The sequence below is a fragment of the Gimesia benthica genome (genome assembly GCF_009720525.1).
Lineage (GTDB): Bacteria > Planctomycetota > Planctomycetia > Planctomycetales > Planctomycetaceae > Gimesia > Gimesia benthica.
Window position 1 is genome coordinate 7,791,164 of record NZ_CP043930.1, and the last position, 16,082, is coordinate 7,807,245.

Annotated in this window: 11 protein-coding genes, 1 tRNA gene and 2 pseudogenes; 9 read left to right on the forward strand and 5 right to left on the reverse strand. The window is 55.5% G+C overall.

Annotation, left to right across the window (positions count from 1 at the left end; genetic code table 11):
* The first annotated feature begins 78 nt into the window (after positions 1 to 78).
* Positions 79 to 3,795 (forward strand): methionine synthase, encoded by a 3,717-nt coding sequence (metH, locus tag F1728_RS30360; RefSeq protein ID WP_155367142.1) that lies wholly within the window; start codon positions 79 to 81, stop codon positions 3,793 to 3,795.
* Here the strand turns inward: metH and F1728_RS30365 are convergent, their stop codons facing one another.
* A complete protein-coding gene (locus F1728_RS30365) occupies positions 3,796 to 4,449 on the reverse strand; it encodes an ATP:cob(I)alamin adenosyltransferase (protein WP_187781987.1) in 654 nt (217 codons plus the stop codon). It lies immediately after the preceding gene.
* Between the two features lie 292 nt (positions 4,450 to 4,741).
* Here F1728_RS30365 and F1728_RS30370 point away from each other — a divergent pair.
* Positions 4,742 to 4,826 (forward strand) — tRNA-Ser (locus F1728_RS30370).
* A 149-nt stretch (positions 4,827 to 4,975) separates the two neighbouring features.
* Here the strand turns inward: F1728_RS30370 and F1728_RS30375 are convergent.
* Both F1728_RS30375 and F1728_RS30380 read right to left on the reverse strand, forming a co-directional pair.
* Positions 4,976 to 5,206, reverse strand: a complete 231-nt coding sequence (locus F1728_RS30375) for a hypothetical protein (protein WP_155367144.1) — start codon at positions 5,204 to 5,206, stop codon at positions 4,976 to 4,978.
* 489 nt (positions 5,207 to 5,695) lie between these two features.
* Positions 5,696 to 5,959: a BON domain-containing protein gene (locus F1728_RS30380; RefSeq protein ID WP_155367145.1), complete on the reverse strand. Its 264-nt coding sequence runs from the start codon at positions 5,957 to 5,959 to the stop codon at positions 5,696 to 5,698.
* A gap of 571 nt (positions 5,960 to 6,530) precedes the next feature.
* Here F1728_RS30380 and F1728_RS30385 point away from each other — a divergent pair.
* From F1728_RS30385 to F1728_RS30400, 4 genes are all read left to right on the forward strand, one after another.
* Positions 6,531 to 7,535 carry an NADP-dependent oxidoreductase gene (locus F1728_RS30385; RefSeq protein WP_155367146.1) on the forward strand — a complete coding sequence of 335 codons (1,005 nt, stop codon included), beginning with the start codon at positions 6,531 to 6,533 and terminating at the stop codon, positions 7,533 to 7,535.
* A gap of 121 nt (positions 7,536 to 7,656) precedes the next feature.
* Positions 7,657 to 8,490 (forward strand): formate/nitrite transporter family protein, encoded by an 834-nt coding sequence (locus F1728_RS30390; protein ID WP_155367147.1) that lies wholly within the window; start codon positions 7,657 to 7,659, stop codon positions 8,488 to 8,490.
* 247 nt (positions 8,491 to 8,737) lie between these two features.
* On the forward strand, positions 8,738 to 9,478 hold the full coding sequence (locus F1728_RS30395) for a methyltransferase family protein (RefSeq protein WP_155367148.1): 741 nt from the start codon (positions 8,738 to 8,740) through the stop codon (positions 9,476 to 9,478).
* 52 nt (positions 9,479 to 9,530) lie between these two features.
* Positions 9,531 to 9,923: a hypothetical protein gene (locus F1728_RS30400; RefSeq protein ID WP_155367149.1), complete on the forward strand. Its 393-nt coding sequence runs from the start codon at positions 9,531 to 9,533 to the stop codon at positions 9,921 to 9,923.
* Positions 9,924 to 9,974: 51 nt separating this feature from the next.
* On the opposite strand, the gene F1728_RS30405 is transcribed toward F1728_RS30400, so the two are convergent.
* On the reverse strand, positions 9,975 to 11,948 hold the full coding sequence (locus F1728_RS30405; protein ID WP_155367150.1) for a sulfatase: 1,974 nt from the start codon (positions 11,946 to 11,948) through the stop codon (positions 9,975 to 9,977).
* 223 nt (positions 11,949 to 12,171) lie between these two features.
* On the opposite strand from F1728_RS30405, the gene F1728_RS30410 reads away from it, so the two are divergent.
* The 3 genes and pseudogenes from F1728_RS30410 to F1728_RS32805 all read left to right on the forward strand — a co-directional run bounded on the left by F1728_RS30410 (position 12,172) and on the right by F1728_RS32805 (position 15,842).
* Positions 12,172 to 13,104, forward strand: a complete 933-nt coding sequence (locus F1728_RS30410; protein WP_155367151.1) for a histone deacetylase family protein — start codon at positions 12,172 to 12,174, stop codon at positions 13,102 to 13,104.
* A 36-nt stretch (positions 13,105 to 13,140) separates the two neighbouring features.
* A pseudogene (locus F1728_RS32800) lies at positions 13,141 to 13,500 on the forward strand (CoA-binding protein); the annotation flags it as partial.
* A 161-nt stretch (positions 13,501 to 13,661) separates the two neighbouring features.
* Positions 13,662 to 15,842, forward strand: a pseudogene (locus F1728_RS32805) (GNAT family N-acetyltransferase).
* A gap of 24 nt (positions 15,843 to 15,866) precedes the next feature.
* On the opposite strand, the gene F1728_RS30420 reads toward F1728_RS32805, so the two are convergent.
* Positions 15,867 to 16,082 (reverse strand): hypothetical protein, encoded by a 216-nt coding sequence (locus F1728_RS30420; RefSeq protein ID WP_155367152.1) that lies wholly within the window; start codon positions 16,080 to 16,082, stop codon positions 15,867 to 15,869.

A 16,082-nucleotide genomic window follows, 5' to 3' on the forward strand; every position in this document is an offset into this window, starting at 1 on the left:
GGCGATGGATGCTGCCGGAAATCGCGATCTCTCACGCCGCATTCCCAACATCAGTGAAAAGTACAGGTTTTTAGAAGTATGTTCGACCGTGCCGCTCGTATCGAAGCCCTTTATGCCGCTGTCCAGCAACGAATTCTGATTCTGGACGGGGCGATGGGGACGATGATCCAGAACCATAAGCTCAAGGAAGCCGATTATCGGGGCAAACGGTTCGCTGATTATCACATGGATATCGCAGGTAACAACGATCTCCTGTCGTTGACTCAGCCGGACATCATCCGCGAAATCCATCGTGAATACCTTGAGGCCGGCGCGGACATCATTGAGGCCAATACATTTAACGCGACCCGTCTCTCGCAGAGCGACTACGAGATGGAGGAACTGGTCTACGAGCTGAACTTTGAATCAGCGAAACTGGCCCGCGAAGTGGCTGACGAATTCACTGCCGCCAATCCGGAGAAACCACGCTGGGTCGCGGGGATTTTGGGCCCCACCAGCCGCACCTGTTCGATCTCACCCGATGTAAACGATCCGGGTGCCCGCAATGTCACCTACGATGAGCTGGTAGAGAACTACCTTGAATCAATCGACGGGCTGGTCAAAGGGGGCACCGATCTGCTCCTGATCGAGACCATCTTCGATACACTGAATGCGAAAGCAGCCGTCTTTGCCGTTCACACGTACTTTGAGCGGGAAAACATCGAACTGCCCATCATGATCTCCGGGACGATCACCGATGCCTCAGGACGGACATTATCGGGGCAGACGACGGAAGCCTTCTGGAACTCGCTGGCACATGCCCGCCCGTTCTCGATCGGTCTGAACTGTGCGCTGGGAGCTCAGGAACTCAGACAGTACGTGAAAGAGCTGTCGCGCGTCGCGGATACTTACGTTTCAGCGCACCCCAATGCGGGACTGCCGAACGAATTCGGTGAGTACGATCAGAGTGCCTCCGAGATGGCTGCCATCGTCGACGAATTTGCTACCAGCGGCTTTCTGAACATCCTCGGTGGCTGTTGTGGTACGACGCCCGCTCACATCAAAGCCATTGCACAGGCGATGGAAGGCAAGCCGCCCCGCAAGATTCCCGAAATCGAACCCGCACTCCGGCTTTCCGGTCTGGAGCCGTTGAACATCACGAAAGAGAGTCTGTTCACGAATGTGGGCGAACGCTGTAACGTCACCGGTTCGGCCCGGTTCAAGCGACTGATCAAGGAGTCCGATTACGATACGGCTCTGGAAGTCGCGCTGCAGCAGGTCCAGAACGGCGCTGACATCATGGATGTCAACATGGACGAAGGCATGCTTGATGCCGTGGCTGCGATGACCTCGTTTCTGAATCTGGTCGCGACAGAACCGGAAATCGCCCGGGTTCCCGTCATGGTCGACTCATCCAAGTGGGAAGTCATCGAAGCCGGTCTGAAATGCATTCAGGGCAAACCGATTGTCAACTCGATCAGCCTTAAAGAAGGGGAAGCAGAGTTTCTGGACAAGGCACGCCTCTGTCAGCGCTACGGGGCGGCCGTGGTTATCATGGCCTTCGACGAAGACGGGCAGGCCGATACAAAACAGCGTAAGATTGAAATCTGCGAACGCTCGTACCGCCTGTTGTTAGACAAGCTCGATTTCGCTCCGCAGGACATCATTTTCGACCCGAATATCTTCGCCGTCGCTACCGGGATCGATGAGCATAACAACTACGCCGTCGACTTCATCGAAGCGACCGACTGGATTCATAAAAACCTGCCTCACGTGAGTATTTCCGGGGGCGTTTCCAACGTTTCATTCTCCTTCCGGGGAAATAACCCGGTTCGTGAAGCCATTCACTCGGTCTTTCTCTATCACGCCATTCAGGTCGGCATGAATATGGGGATCGTGAATGCCAGCCAGCTGGCCGTTTACGACGATCTGCCCGCAGAGCTCAAGGAGAAGGTTGAGGATGTGATCCTGAACCGGAATTCCAACGCCACCGAGGCCCTGCTGGAAATCGCCGAAAAATACCGTGGTGATGGGAAAACAGGGGGGACATCGACTGAAGACCTTACCTGGCGCGAACTGCCGGTGACCGAACGCATCGCCCATGCACTGGTGAAGGGGATCTCGACATACATCATCGAAGATTCCGAAGAAGCCCGTCAGCAGTTACCCCGTCCGCTGGATGTGATCGAAGGTCCGCTGATGGATGGCATGAATGTCGTCGGTGATCTCTTCGGGGCAGGCAAGATGTTCCTTCCGCAGGTGGTGAAATCGGCCCGCGTGATGAAGCAGGCCGTCGCCTATCTGCAGCCCTACATCGAAGAGGAAAAAACGGAATCCAGTAAGACCAACGGTCGCATCCTGATGGCAACCGTGAAGGGGGACGTCCACGATATCGGCAAGAATATCGTCGGCGTTGTCCTGCAGTGTAATAACTTCGAAGTCGTCGATCTCGGCGTGATGGTCCCCTGTGAAACCATTCTGCAGACCGCCCGTGAAAAAGAGTGTGACATCATCGGCCTGTCCGGCCTGATCACTCCGTCTCTGGATGAAATGGTCACCGTGGCCTGTGAAATGGAACGGCTGGAGATGGATCTTCCCCTGTTGATCGGCGGTGCTACCACGTCCAAGGCACATACCGCGGTCAAGATCGAACCACAGTACAAACGCAATCAGGTCGTCTACGTGCCTGACGCTTCCCGGGCCGTCGGTGTGGCCAGTTCGCTGCTGTCAGATGAACATCATGCCAAGTATGTCAAAGGAATTAAAGAGGAGTATGCTGAGGTCCGCGTGCGGGTCGCTAATCGTAAACCGCAGGGCGCGCCAGTCCCTTATGCGGAAGCCGTTAAACAGGGCCTGCAGATCGACTGGGATAACTACACGCCACCCACCCCCGGCTTTACAGGCACTCAGGTTCTCGACAATTACCCGCTGGAAGATCTGGTGAAATACATCGACTGGACTCCCTTCTTCATCAGCTGGGATCTGGTCGGCAAGTATCCGCGGATTCTGGAAGACGAAATCATCGGCGAAGCGGCCCGCGATCTGTTTAAGAATGCACAGGCGATGCTGCAGAAGATCATTGACGAAAAACTGCTCACCGCGCGCGCCGTCATCGGCTTCTGGCCCGCCAACCGCGTCAACGGCGATGACATCGAAGTCTACGATAACACCGACCGCGAGCACACGATTGCCCGCCTGCATCACATCCGCCAGCAGATCCGCAAGCGGGGACAGGAAGAGGCACCGTTGATGTCGCTCGCGGACTTCGTCGCCCCGAAAGAGAGTGGGAAAATCGACTATATCGGCGGCTTCGTCGTCACCGCGGGTATCGGGGCCGAAGAAATCGCCCGGAAGTATCAGGAAGACCACGATGACTACAACAGCATCATGGTCAAGGCCCTCGCTGACCGTCTGGCAGAAGCGTTTGCTGAGCATCTGCACGAACGGGTCCGCAAGGAGTTCTGGGGCTATGCTGCCTCAGAAACGCTCGACAATGAAGCTTTGATCAAGGAACAGTACACGGGAATCCGTCCCGCTCCCGGCTATCCGGCCTGTCCCGATCATACCGAAAAGGACACGTTGTTCAAGATGCTCAATGCCACCTCTGAAATCGGCGTGAGCCTCACAGATCACTTCGCGATGACCCCGGCTGCCGCGGTTTCGGGCTGGTATCTTTCCTACCCGGAATCACGTTATTTCCACGTCGGCAAGATCGACAGGGACCAGCTGGAATCATTGGCCGAACGGAAGCAGATGTCGCACGACGAACTCTCCCGCTGGCTGCGTCCTGTCCTGCTGGATGAGAACGGAAACTGATCACGCTTTGCGAATCGTCACGCCGCGTGGATGCTGCTGATTCGGTTCCCAGAGCTTGATTTCAATCTCGTCTGACCGCTGTTCTTCGTACTGGAGAATCCGGCTGAATACAAACCAGAAATCGGAGAGTCGATTCAGGTACTGACACACAGCCGGGTTCACGGGGTCTTCGATTTCCCAGACTTTGAGCTCCGCTTCACGGACCATTGTGCGGATATCATGCGAGATCAACACCCGCAGGCTTCCCTGTGGCAGGATAAACGAATCCAGCGGCTCCAGAATCGGCGTCAGTTCTCCGATCAGCGCGGTGATTTCTTCTACCTTCTCCAGTGGAAAGCGGCCTGCGGTCTCGCCCTCCTTGAACGGAGTGCTCAAATCCGAACCCAGATCATACATCTCCTGTTGAAATGAGTGTGCCAGTTCGGTCAGGTTCAGCTGACAGGTCACGTCCTCCGCCAGGGGAAGATGCAGCACATCCTGGTCGCAGGCGAAAATAAAATACCCCAGTTTGACAGCAATCTGTTCCACCACCGCCAATGCCTGAATCCGCTTCGATGCCTTAGGCACCCGCGAGCCATCGTTGATATACGTTTCTCCCGCGTCTCCCGTTTTGGTGACGATCATATTCAGGTGCACTTTACCGCGTGCCGCCATGGTAGCAATCCTTATTTTCTGTAGATGGTCTTGGGAAAAACACGCTCCAGCGTACTGATTTTCTGGGAAGATCATAGCCCGTTTTAGTCGGAACAGAGAGTCAGAACAGCTTGAAAACAGGGTTTTCACCTCAGGATCACCAAAACAGAATTGAAAAAACCGTTACAGCAGGAATCAATGTTACTGATCCCGCCTGCATCCCGTCTCGGGGCTGTAAATGTGACTTTACAAGCAGACTTACACAATATATACTTCGACCGAAGCCCATGCCTTACAGCTATTTCGGGCTTCTGGAGAGGTGGCAGAGTGGCCGAATGCACCGGTCTTGAAAACCGGCGTGCCGCAAGGTACCGAGGGTTCGAATCCCTCCCTCTCCGCTTTCAATCTGAACTTTAAAACGCTGAATCGCTTTCGCCGGTTCAGCGTTTTTTGTTGCGCTCCGCTGCCGCATTTTTTGTACCCCATTCCGGCGCCACTCCTGACCAGATCCGACTTCATTCTTTTCAGCACTGGTCTTCAGCTGAATTCACTGCACAAACCGAACTTGATCCGCACCTGGCGGAATCATATCTTGTGAAATTGTGCTTCGCGCGCGAAGCGAGTGATGCGTGCACTGGAACAGCGACCACAGGCGCGCCAGGTTCACCTGAATCCGCGTCGAATTTTCCCGCTTTTCACCGGAACAACCGGCACCGGTTCCCTCTGTCTCGTAAGATTTCAAATCATTTCGCAGCACATTCAACGCATTTCGTCGCATACTCGCACCCCTTTCACTGCACATTCAGAAGATTTCATCTCCGTATCGCACTTGACGCCGCCACGCCCCTGAGCATGATATCCCTGAACGCTGCAGGTGCCAGGTAGGCATTCTTTAATAGTATTCAGCGTGATCTTAGCTATGTAAGTATTCACCTTGGCCGAGGGTATGCTGTTACTCGCGTTTTCAGGACTTCAACAGCAGAAAAACCCAAATAGCCGCAGAGCGTTAGCCCCGGTTGAAACGTCTTTGGTAGATGCCATCCGAATTAAGAAACACTAACTGACGTTCTGGAATCCTGGTCATCTCTGGAACGGGGGAGGTCACCGGATAAATCTGATAGAACTCGACCATACCAGAATGCCACCAGATCGCGCAGCTGAACATTCTGCAGAGAAGTTTACTTAGAGTATCAGTGAGATTGAATTCCGGTTGCTTCAATCCGCGGTTGCCACGACAGTTCCGAATCTGTTCTGAGAGCCTGACGCATCAGTCAGCCACCAGCGATAACCGCTTCCCCGAGCGGACCCGAATCTGATTCTCCACCCGCTCCACCTCCGGCTCGTTGAGGGCGATTTTCAGAATCAACTGTAGTTCATGCCAGGAAGAGAGCTCCCCCTGCAGGATCAGCTTCGAACCGATTGATTCACTGCGAATCTGTCCCAACTGTGGAGAGCCCAATTGATGAATTGTGTCTTGGATACGGTGAGTGAGACCTTCTTCCGGCAGTATTGCTTCCTGCAGTTTCAACATGGGGTAGTCCTGAGTCATAGTGTGGGTAAAAGTGGTAGCCAATCAGATTGGTGAGATCATCCCTCTTAGCACGAATTGTGCCAGATCGTGACGGGCATTTAGAGTTTACTTCGACTACAAGTGCCGACCAGATTAGAAGCTCGGTATTTCAAGGGTGAAAATAATCGGTCTCCCAATGCAAACCCCCAGACACTCGTTTGATGGCCTCGTTCAGCAGGTCGTTCAGAGATCAATCGGACAGTGATGGCGACAGATAAACGCGCAACATGGTCGCTCTGCATCCAATGTCAGTCACAACCTATTCAGGGGGAGCCACAGTATCGGAATCGAAGTCACTCTGAGAGACAGGCCGGGACTATCCAGCAGGTCCCATAACGTCACAGATCTGTTATCATTGATTTGTCAGTCAGTCAGCCACATTCTCCCCGGCTTTGGTATATGAAATGCGGATAATAAATACCACGCACCAATGAAATTAGGATCTCCGCCGTGTCATCAAATGATGGGGGGAGTTTACATTGGTCGGTTCTCTTATAAAAACTGTCGCTTATATGAAAAAGGTCTGATAACAATGCTCTCACGTCGTTTCCAGTTAACTGCCTATCCCGAAGGAGAACCCACGCTCGACAATTTCGAACTGGTGGAAACCGAACTCGGCGATCCCGGTGAGAATGAATTCCTCGTGCGCAACGAATGGCTCTCCGTCGATCCCTATATGCGGGGACGCATGCGGGAAGGGGAAAGCTATGTCGAACCGTTTCAGATCGGGGCGCCGATGGAAGGGGCCTGTGTTGGAAAAGTCATCGCCTCAAAGCATGAAGATTTTGCCGCGGGCGATTATGTGTTAGGCAACCAGGGTTGGCGGGATACCTGGATATCCGATGGCACAGGCGTGACGAAAGTCGATCCCCAGGCGGCGCCATTGTCGGCTTATCTGAGTATCATGGGAATGACAGGCATGACCGCTTATGTGGGGACACTGAAGATCGGCGGACTCCAGCCGGGAGACCGCGTATTTGTCTCCGCTGCCTCGGGGGCCGTCGGTTCGATTGTCTGTCAGATCGCGAAAATCAAGGGCTGTTATGTCGTGGGAAGTGCCGGCTCACAAGCCAAGATCGACTGGCTCAAAGACAAAGCCGGTATCGACGCCGCATTCAATTACCGGGAAGTTGACGATGTTGCCGCAGCCTTGCGGCAACACGCACCGGAAGGCATCGATCTCTATTTCGACAATGTGGGCGGCGATCACCTGCAGGCAGCCCTGGATAATATGAATGACCACGGTCGGATTGTCTGCTGTGGAATGATCTCAACCTACAACGACAAAACACCACAGCCCGGCCCGGCAAACCTGTTTAAAATCATTACCAAACGGCTTCGCATGCAGGGTTTTCTCGTGTTTGATCACATTGACATGCAGGCCGAGTTCCAGCAGCAGATGGGAGAGTGGGTCCAGTCAGGTAAAGTTCACTGGGAAGAGACCGTCACCACGGGACTCGAAAACACCCCCGCCGCATTTCTCGATCTGTTTCAGGGGAACAAGATGGGAAAAGCCGTCGTGCAGGTGAATCCATGACAGACGCTCCACGCTTACAACAGGCATTGACAGGTACTGACTGCGGTGCGACTATGAAGACAGGAACAGTCGCCGCCGCTCACAACAGGCAGAGAGTCGCTCTCACTCTGGATTCAGGATAATGAACGCCGCAACCGATTTACATTCTGATGGCCTAGAAGAGGCGAAGAAAGCCCCCGGGCAGATCCTGCAGGCCGAACTCGTCGAAGCCATGGATGCACTGACGCGATCCTCACTCCGTCTGTTTCTGTCGGGGCTCTCCGCAGGACTGGATATCGGCTTCAGCCTGTTTCTGGTGGCCGTCGTGCAAACCCTGGGGCAGGGAAGTCTCTCTGAGCCAGTGCTCAAAATTCTGGTCGGCATGATGTATTCCTTCGGTTTCATCCTGGTCGTCGTAGGACGTTCGGAACTGTTTACCGAGCAGACCAGCCTCGCGATTCTCCCACTGCTCTCCCGCCAGGCATCTTTCAAAATGGTGATCCGGCTGTGGGGAATTGTCTATGTCGCCAACCTGATCGGGGCGATGCTGTTTGCCGTGCTGGTCGTCATTATCGGGCCAGCTCTGGGCGTGATTGACGTCAAAGTCTTTGGCGAGTTAAGCCGTTCAATCGTCGACCATCCCGGCTGGGTGATCCTCTTAAGTGGCATGCTCGCCGGCTGGCTGATGGGCTTATTGTCCTGGCTGGTCTATGCCGGTCGTGATACGATCAGCCAGATTCTGATCGTCTTTCTGATCACGTCAGTCATTGGCCTGGGACATCTGCATCACTGTATTGTGGGCAGTGTCGAAGTGCTGGCGGGAGTCTTCGCCGATCCCGGTACGACTCTGGCGGATTATGGTCACTTTCTGCTCTGGACCACTGCCGGAAATGCCTTGGGCGGCGTGATCTTTGTCTCCCTGCTCAAATACGGCCACGCCCACGCCAGTCAGTACGAGCGCAAATCAAAATACTAAATGCTGGATTGAATTGATTCTGAAAATGAATCACCATCCAGCATGAGTCATAAACCGCCAGATGATATCCCACGGTTGCCGGCCTCAGAAGTACGACTAATTCTTTTCCAGATCACCTCTTGACTAAGTACTAGAGTCTTAGTACAAATCGCCGCAGCTAACTACTAAAGCCTTCGGAGTTCCCGGCAGGCAGCCTCAACCGCGTCAAAAAACATAACCAGACACATCACGGAGCAGGAATACGATCATGGAACTGAAGAATCATTTTGAGACGAGTGGGCAATGGCTGTTTCGCTGGCGGAGCTACCTGCCCGCAGTTCTGCTGCTCCCGCTGATCTTCGCGGCGTCCAACTTCGAACGCCCCTGGGGCAGGCACGACGTTCAGGAATTCTGGGAACTCTTCTGCATCGCAGTCACTCTGCTGGGACTGACAGTCCGCGTGCTGGTCGCCGGATTTGTCCCCGGCGGAACTTCGGGACGTAACACAAAGAAACAGGTGGCCGACAGTCTGAATACCACGGGCATTTATTCCGTCTGCCGACACCCCCTCTACCTGGGGAACTTTCTGGTCGCCCTTGGCTGGGCCATGTTTTACCACGATGGCTGGCTGATCGCCGTCTTCTGTATGGCCTTCTGGCTGTATTACGAACGGATCATGATGACCGAAGAAGCCTTCCTGCGTGAAAAATTCGGTGATGAATTCCGCACCTGGGCCGCGCAGACACCGGCCTTCATACCCCAGCTCCGCAAATGGAAGATGCCGGAACTCGGGTTCTCGGTTCGTACAATGATCCGCCGCGAGTATCTGACCTTTGTGGGAGCGATGCTTGTCTTCGTCACTCTCGAACTGCTGGAGCACTGGCACGTCGAAGGGCAGGTCGCACTGCAATCCTTCTGGCCCTGGCTGTTAGCCTTAACGGGTATGACGTTCCTGGCAGTCCGCCTGCTCCATAAGTGCACCCGTTGTCTGGCCGAAGAAGGCCGTTAATCAGCTCGAAACAGGAACTTCGCACGCTTACATCACAGGAGACGTAATTTGTATGCAGCCATTTCAAGGACTGGCCATGCAGCTGAGATTCAGTAGTGCTGCCCTCAATCGCGCATTTTCGAAAGCGATGAGCCGGATTCGCTCTGACTTCCTGCCTTTGCTGGAAGCATTTCAGGCGGTGAAGTTAGAGCATCCGATTCATGAGTCGATCCTGGTCATCATTACCGATGACCGGCCCGCGCAATACTTTGAGGAAATCGAAAACAGCGACGGCTACTTTCAGGTACTGGCCGGCTGCACTCTGCGTGGCGGCGATGAGGAACTCGTAGCAGATGTCTTCGAAATCCTCCGCAACACCACCCGACTCTGTCCCTTCGCCACATCAGACCAGGCAGCATTCGAAGCCCTTTTCCAACGCATGCGGCCTCTGATTGTGACCAACTGAGACTGTCATCTACACCTCTGGTCCTGGCCGAAATACCTAGCCGGATTCCGTTCAACCGTTCCCCTTGCTGAAATCCCATACCCGTACCGGGCGGTTCGTCTTGGACGAACGAAATTCAATCAGTCCAATCTCCAGAGCTCCCTCAGAGACCGGCAGGTACAAACGGAAAATGCCACTCATGCCTTCCACAGGCAGCGCGACTTCCACTTCCTGCCAGTTCGAACTGGCCTTGCACGTGAATTCCACGGTTTGACCTGACTTAGGGAAACCCTCCTGCGCAGCTGTCTTCCAGACAACCTTTCCAGCCCCACCTTGCGGACTTTTCACACGTAACTTGAGTGTCACCGGTCCACGATGTTTAACCTGGGCTGTTCCCAGGAACGGAGACCGGCCGTCGGCTTCCATCCGGGCGCCCCCCTCAACCAGTGTCAATTTGGAAAACTTCGGAACCAGCCCGTGCAGGGGGCCACGCTGAGGTGCTCCTCCTGTGGTACGGGGATTAAAGGTCGGGTTGGGCTGCGGATACAGTGCGCCGGTCTCTTTAACGAACTCATCGATCAACGCGTCGAGTGCTTTGACTTTCTCGGGATGCGTCGCCGCCAGATTCTGTGTTTCGCCGATGTCCGCTTTCAGATTATATAGTTCGCGGACTTCGGGATATTTCGGGTGGGGCTCAAACCGGCGGATCAGTTTCCAGTCTCCCTGGCGAACCGACACCGCTGGAATCAGATGTGGAAACCAGGTGAACCAGGCGGTCCGCTGCATCTCTCCCGTCTGCTCCAGTACGGGCAGGATCGACTCGCCATCAATGATCTGCTCAGGATTCCGTTTCACTTTCACGGCGTCCAGAATCGTGGGATACACATCGATCGGCCCGACAATCGCGTCACTGGTACTCCCCGGTTGAATGTGTCCCGGCCAGCGGACCATCAGGGGCACCCGCTGTCCGCCTTCATAAATCCGGCCTTTTCCTTCCCGCAGAGGGGCATTATTCGTCGGCGGTTCACCACCCGCCCACTTGCGATAGCTCTTGATCGTTGCATACTTGGGATGCTTTTCATTGATCTTCTGAATCTTGGGGTCTTCGCTGCTCCAGCTGTGCGCGTTCCCGCCATTATCCGAATAGAAGATGAACAGAGTGTTCTCAGACAGTTTGAGCTGGTCCAGCTTGTCCAGAATCCGTCCCAGGCTCTCATCCACGTTCCGCAGCATCGAAGCCATCACCGGATTCTTCTGCTCGCCGCGTGGATCCTGCTTCTTCGCGAACTCAGCCGTGTAAGCTTCTTTATGCTGCCACGGGCCGTGCACTGAGTAATGCCAGAGATTCAAATAGAACGGTTCGTCCTGGTGGGCGTCGATGAACTTCAGCGCTTCATCTGTCAGTCGATCGGTTATGTGTTCCCCATCGGGCCCGTCGGTAATGTTCCCCACATGATGTCGACCCGTCGGCTTACCATCCGGGAACACGCCATACGGCGAAAAATAGCTGGGCGGCCCCGGATCGGGAGCACAATGCCAGACGGTTTCAAATCCCTGTTTGTCCGGACGATGCGGCGCCGTCAGTCCCAGGTGCCATTTTCCGAAGTGCCCCGTTCGATAACCGGCGTCCCGTAGCGCCTCTGCCAGCGTGTACTGTTCCAGATCGAGGTAATTCTTGCTGATCGGCATTCGCAGCTTCTGATTCGGCTTCGCCGTCCTGGGCAGATATTCGAAATCGGCAGGGCGCGGTGGCTGATGGCCACTGGCACTGGTGATACCGTGTCGGGACGAATACTGTCCCGTCAGGATCGACGCCCGCGTGGGGGAACAGAGGGGAACCGCATAGGCATTCGTAAACCGCATTGACTGCTGAGACAGTCGCGTCATATTCGGCGTTTCATAAAACTTCGAACCATAAGGCTCGCTGTCCATCCAGCCCATGTCATCCACCAGGAACAGCACGACATTCGGACGCTGCTCAGCAGCAGACACAGAGGGCAGGCCAGTTACGACCAGCAATAACAGCACGGACAGAAAACGAACCATGGGAGACCTTTCCAGTGAGCACAAGACAACAGGCCAGCTTCGACGTGATCAGTCCTCAATTCTACCAATCCACACCAGCAGAAACGAGGACTTTAGAAAGAATCTTAAGTCTCCGGACAGGACCGGTCCTCAGTCGATTCCGTCCACTCATTGAATCGGTTATGCTTTCTTTATCAACAGCGACGCGACTGGCGCCGCGGAGCGTTTACCTGCGGAAGAAACCATGGCACTACTCTATTCGGATCCCATCTTTCTCAAACATGAAACAGGCGGTCTCCCGGAAAATCCGGCGCGGATCGTACCTGCTGTCCGCCGGGCGACCCAGGTTGCACTCCACGCACACTGTCGCCAGCGTTCCTTCAGCGAGGTCAGTGAGGCTCGACTGGAACGCGTGCATTCGGATCACTATGTAAAGTATGTGCGAAATTTCTGTGAACAGGGGGGCGGTTATATCAGCCCCGATACCTCCGTCTGTCCCGCATCCTGGGAGGTCGCCCGCATGGCCGCTGGTGCCGCCTGCGATGCCGTCGAGCAGGTGCTCAAGGGGCACTCCGATCGGGCTTTCTGTCTGATTCGTCCCCCCGGACATCACGCGTCACGCGAGCAGGCCATGGGGTTTTGCCTCTTTAATAACGTAGCCATCGCGGCGCGGCTGGCCATCGACGAGTTCGGCCTGGAGCGGGTCATGATCATCGACTGGGACGTGCATCACGGCGATGGCACCCAGAAGCTCTTCTGGGAAGACGGGCAGGTCGGTTTTCTCTCCGTGCATCGATCTTCGTTCTGTGTGAAGTCAGGCTTTGCGGACGAAACCGGGGGGGGAGCCGGCCTTGGAACCACCGTCAACCTTCCGTTAGAATATGGTATCACGCGCGAAGACTATCTTAGTCAGTTCACTGCTGCCGCAGAACGACTGGCTGAAAAAATCAGACCTCAGCTGATTCTGATCAGTGCCGGCTTTGATGCACACAAGGATGACCCGGTCGGATCACTGGGGCTGGAAAGCGAAGACTTCGCGCGACTGACCCGGGTGGTGCTCGATCTGGCCGACGTTCATGCTGAACAGCGTGTCGTCAGCCTGCTCGAAGGGGGCTACAATCCCCAGGCACTGGCAGAGTGTATTGAACATCATCTACTGGAGCTGGTCTCAAACTGAAGCCGCAGTCAAGAGGAGCACGACAAAGGCCCAACCATGCCCATTCGCAATCTCGATAAAATCTTTCATCCCCGCTCGGTTACCGTTATCGGCGCCAGTCAACGACCGCTGAGTGTCGGACATACCGTCTTTCATAATCTGCTGGCAGGCGGTTTCGAGGGACCCGTTTATCCCGTCAATCCCAAGCACGAGCGGCTGGGGGACCACACCTGCTACGCCCAGGTCGCCGACCTGCCGGGCAAAGTCGATTTGGCTGTGATCTGTACCCCCGCAGTCACGATTCCCGACCTCATCGATCAGTGTGGTCAGGCCGGCATTCGGGGGATTGTCATTCTCTCCGCCGGGTTCCGGGAGACCGGCCCCGAAGGGAAAGAACTCGAACTCGAAGTCCGCAGACGGGCGCACCAGTACTCCGGCATGCGGATTATCGGTCCGAACTGCCTGGGCATCATGGCACCTTATACGAAACTGAATGCCAGCTTCGCCACCGACATGCCGCTGGCCGGCAATGTGGCCTTCATTTCTCAGTCCGGGGCACTCTGCACGTCGATTCTCGACTGGTCGCTGCAGGAACGCATCGGTTTCTCGCACTTCGTCTCCGTCGGCAATACGCTGGATGTCGGCATGGCCGACCTGATCGACTATTTCGCCCTCGATCCTCATACGAGTTCCATTATTCTGTATGTGGAATCCATTACCCAGGCGCGACTCTTCATGTCGGCCGCCCGTGCCTTTACCCAGAAAAAACCGATCATCGCCTATAAAGCGGGCCGCTTCACCGCTTCCGCGAAAGCAGCGACCTCGCATACCGGGGCGATGGCAGGTGTCGACGCCGTTTACGAAGCGGCTTTCGCTCGGGCCGGCATCGTCCGCGTCTTCGATCTCGATGATCTGTTCGACTGTGCGGAGCTGCTGGCGCGACACAAACCTCCCAAGGGGGATCGACTGGCCATCGTTACCAATGCCGGCGGTCCCGGCGTGATGGCAACCGACGCTCTGCTGGAACGTAAAGGCATCATGGCCGAGATCTCGCAGGAGACAATCGAGCAACTCAATGAATTCCTCCCCGTAGCCTGGTCGCACGGTAATCCGCTGGATGTCATTGGAGACGCGACCCCGGAACGGTTCGGCAGAACGGTTGAGATCGTCCTCAAAGATCCTCAGGTGGATGGCGTGCTGGTCGCACTCTCGCCCCAGGCGATGACCGATCCCACCGGTGCCGCCGAGGCCGTCATCGCAGCGGCCCGGACCTCCTCGAAACCGGTACTCACCGCCTGGATGGGGGGCGGTAAAGTCCAGGAAGGGATCGCGCGTTTGAATCAGGCCGGAATCCCCACCTACACCACACCCGAGCAAGCGGTGCGGGCTTTCATGTACCTGGTCACCTACGCCCGTAATCTGCAGTTTCTGAATGAAACCCCCCGGGCGGTACCAATGAATCTTACACTGGACCGGGCCCGACTGCAGGAACTCGCCCAGGTCGCCCTCCAGCAGGGGAAATCCACGCTTTCAGAACGCATGTCGAAACAGCTCCTTGAAGCGTATGGCATCCCGGTCAGCCAGACGGTCGTTGCCTGTTCGCCGGAAGAAGCTGCAGCCCGCGCAGATGAACTCGGGTATCCGGTAGTGCTCAAAATCTATTCGGATGATATCACCCATAAATCTGATGTCGGCGGCGTGGAACTTGGGATCGCCAGTCATCAGAAAGTACACGAAGCTTACGCGCGGATGATGCAGCGCGTCGCAGATCGGCGGCCCGAGGCGCACGTCCAGGGAGTCACCGTACAACCCATGTACGCCGAAGCGGAAGGCCACGAACTGATTGTCGGTGCCAAGCGGGATCCGGTCTTCGGCGTCGTCCTGCTGATCGGTGCAGGGGGACCACTGCCGAACTCTACCAGGATCGTTCCCTCGAATTGCCGCCCCTCAATGAACGGCTGGCCCGCAGAGCCCTGGAATCACTGCGTTCCTGGCCCCTGTTGAATGGCTACCGGGGTCACGCTCCCGTCGACCTGGACCGACTGATCGAAGTTCTGATTCGTCTTTCTTACTTCGTCGCCGATTTTCCCGAGATTCTCGAATTGGACGTCAATCCGCTGCTGGTCTCTCCTGACCAGGTGGTCGCCCTCGATGCCCGCATTATTGTCGATCTGGAAACGCAACCGGGCACCAGTCGACCCTATTCGCATCTGGCGATTCGCCCTTATCCCGAAGAGTTCAGCAGAACCGTCTCCCTGAAAGACGGCACTCAGGTGCTGCTCCGACCGATTAAACCTGAAGACGAGGACATGTGGCACGGGCTGCTCAATAGCTGCTCACCCGAATCAATTCGGTCCCGCTTCCGTTATTCGTTTCATGGGACAACACACGATATGGCGGCCCGCTTCTGCTTTATCGACTACGATCGCGAGATTGCCATCGTGGCAGAACTCGAAGTGGAAGGCGAATCGCGAATCCTCGGAGTAGGGCGTCTCATCGCCGATGCCGACCATCAGGAAGCCGAGTATGCGGTACTCGTCAGCGACGAATGGCACGGGCAGGGTCTCGGCTCCATCCTGACCGATTACTGTCTCGAAGTCTGTCGCCGCTGGGGAATCAAACGGGTTGTCGCGGAAACGGCCGCCGATAACCGTCGCATGCTGAATGTCTTCCAGAAGCGGGACTTTGCCCGGAATCATTCGGCGGAAACAGAAACGGTCTCACTCGTGAAAGAGATCACTAAAAGCGCAGGCTCTTGATTATCGAATGGTTGCGTTCAATCATCACAGCAGCAGCGAAGGTTTGATAATCAGAATCAGCCCCAGGATCAGGATCACCACGCCGCTGAACAGTTTGAGATAGCGTCCCTGATCCTCCTGCAGCTTATGCTTGCCCAGCGTGACGACCACAATGGTCACCATGATCGTATCATCCAGCATATAAGCGACGTTATACAGTGCCAGGTAGGCATAGGTCTTCCAGGGCGGGTAGTTCTGCAT

Coding starts and splice junctions, on each gene's coding strand:
- F1728_RS30365 (WP_187781987.1), bottom strand. CDS start 4,449: ATGGCGGCACGCGGTAAAGTGCACCTGAATATGATCGTCACCAAAACG.
- F1728_RS30395 (WP_155367148.1), top strand. CDS start 8,738: ATGGAACTGAAGAATCATTTTGAGACGAGTGGGCAATGGCTGTTTCGC.
- F1728_RS30400 (WP_155367149.1), top strand. CDS start 9,531: ATGCAGCCATTTCAAGGACTGGCCATGCAGCTGAGATTCAGTAGTGCT.
- F1728_RS30405 (WP_155367150.1), bottom strand. CDS start 11,948: ATGGTTCGTTTTCTGTCCGTGCTGTTATTGCTGGTCGTAACTGGCCTG.
- F1728_RS30375 (WP_155367144.1), bottom strand. CDS start 5,206: ATGCGACGAAATGCGTTGAATGTGCTGCGAAATGATTTGAAATCTTAC.
- metH (WP_155367142.1), top strand. CDS start 79: ATGTTCGACCGTGCCGCTCGTATCGAAGCCCTTTATGCCGCTGTCCAG.
- F1728_RS30390 (WP_155367147.1), top strand. CDS start 7,657: ATGAACGCCGCAACCGATTTACATTCTGATGGCCTAGAAGAGGCGAAG.
- F1728_RS30410 (WP_155367151.1), top strand. CDS start 12,172: ATGGCACTACTCTATTCGGATCCCATCTTTCTCAAACATGAAACAGGC.
- F1728_RS30420 (WP_155367152.1), bottom strand. CDS start 16,082: ATGCAGAACTACCCGCCCTGGAAGACCTATGCCTACCTGGCACTGTAT.
- F1728_RS30380 (WP_155367145.1), bottom strand. CDS start 5,959: ATGTTGAAACTGCAGGAAGCAATACTGCCGGAAGAAGGTCTCACTCAC.
- F1728_RS30385 (WP_155367146.1), top strand. CDS start 6,531: ATGCTCTCACGTCGTTTCCAGTTAACTGCCTATCCCGAAGGAGAACCC.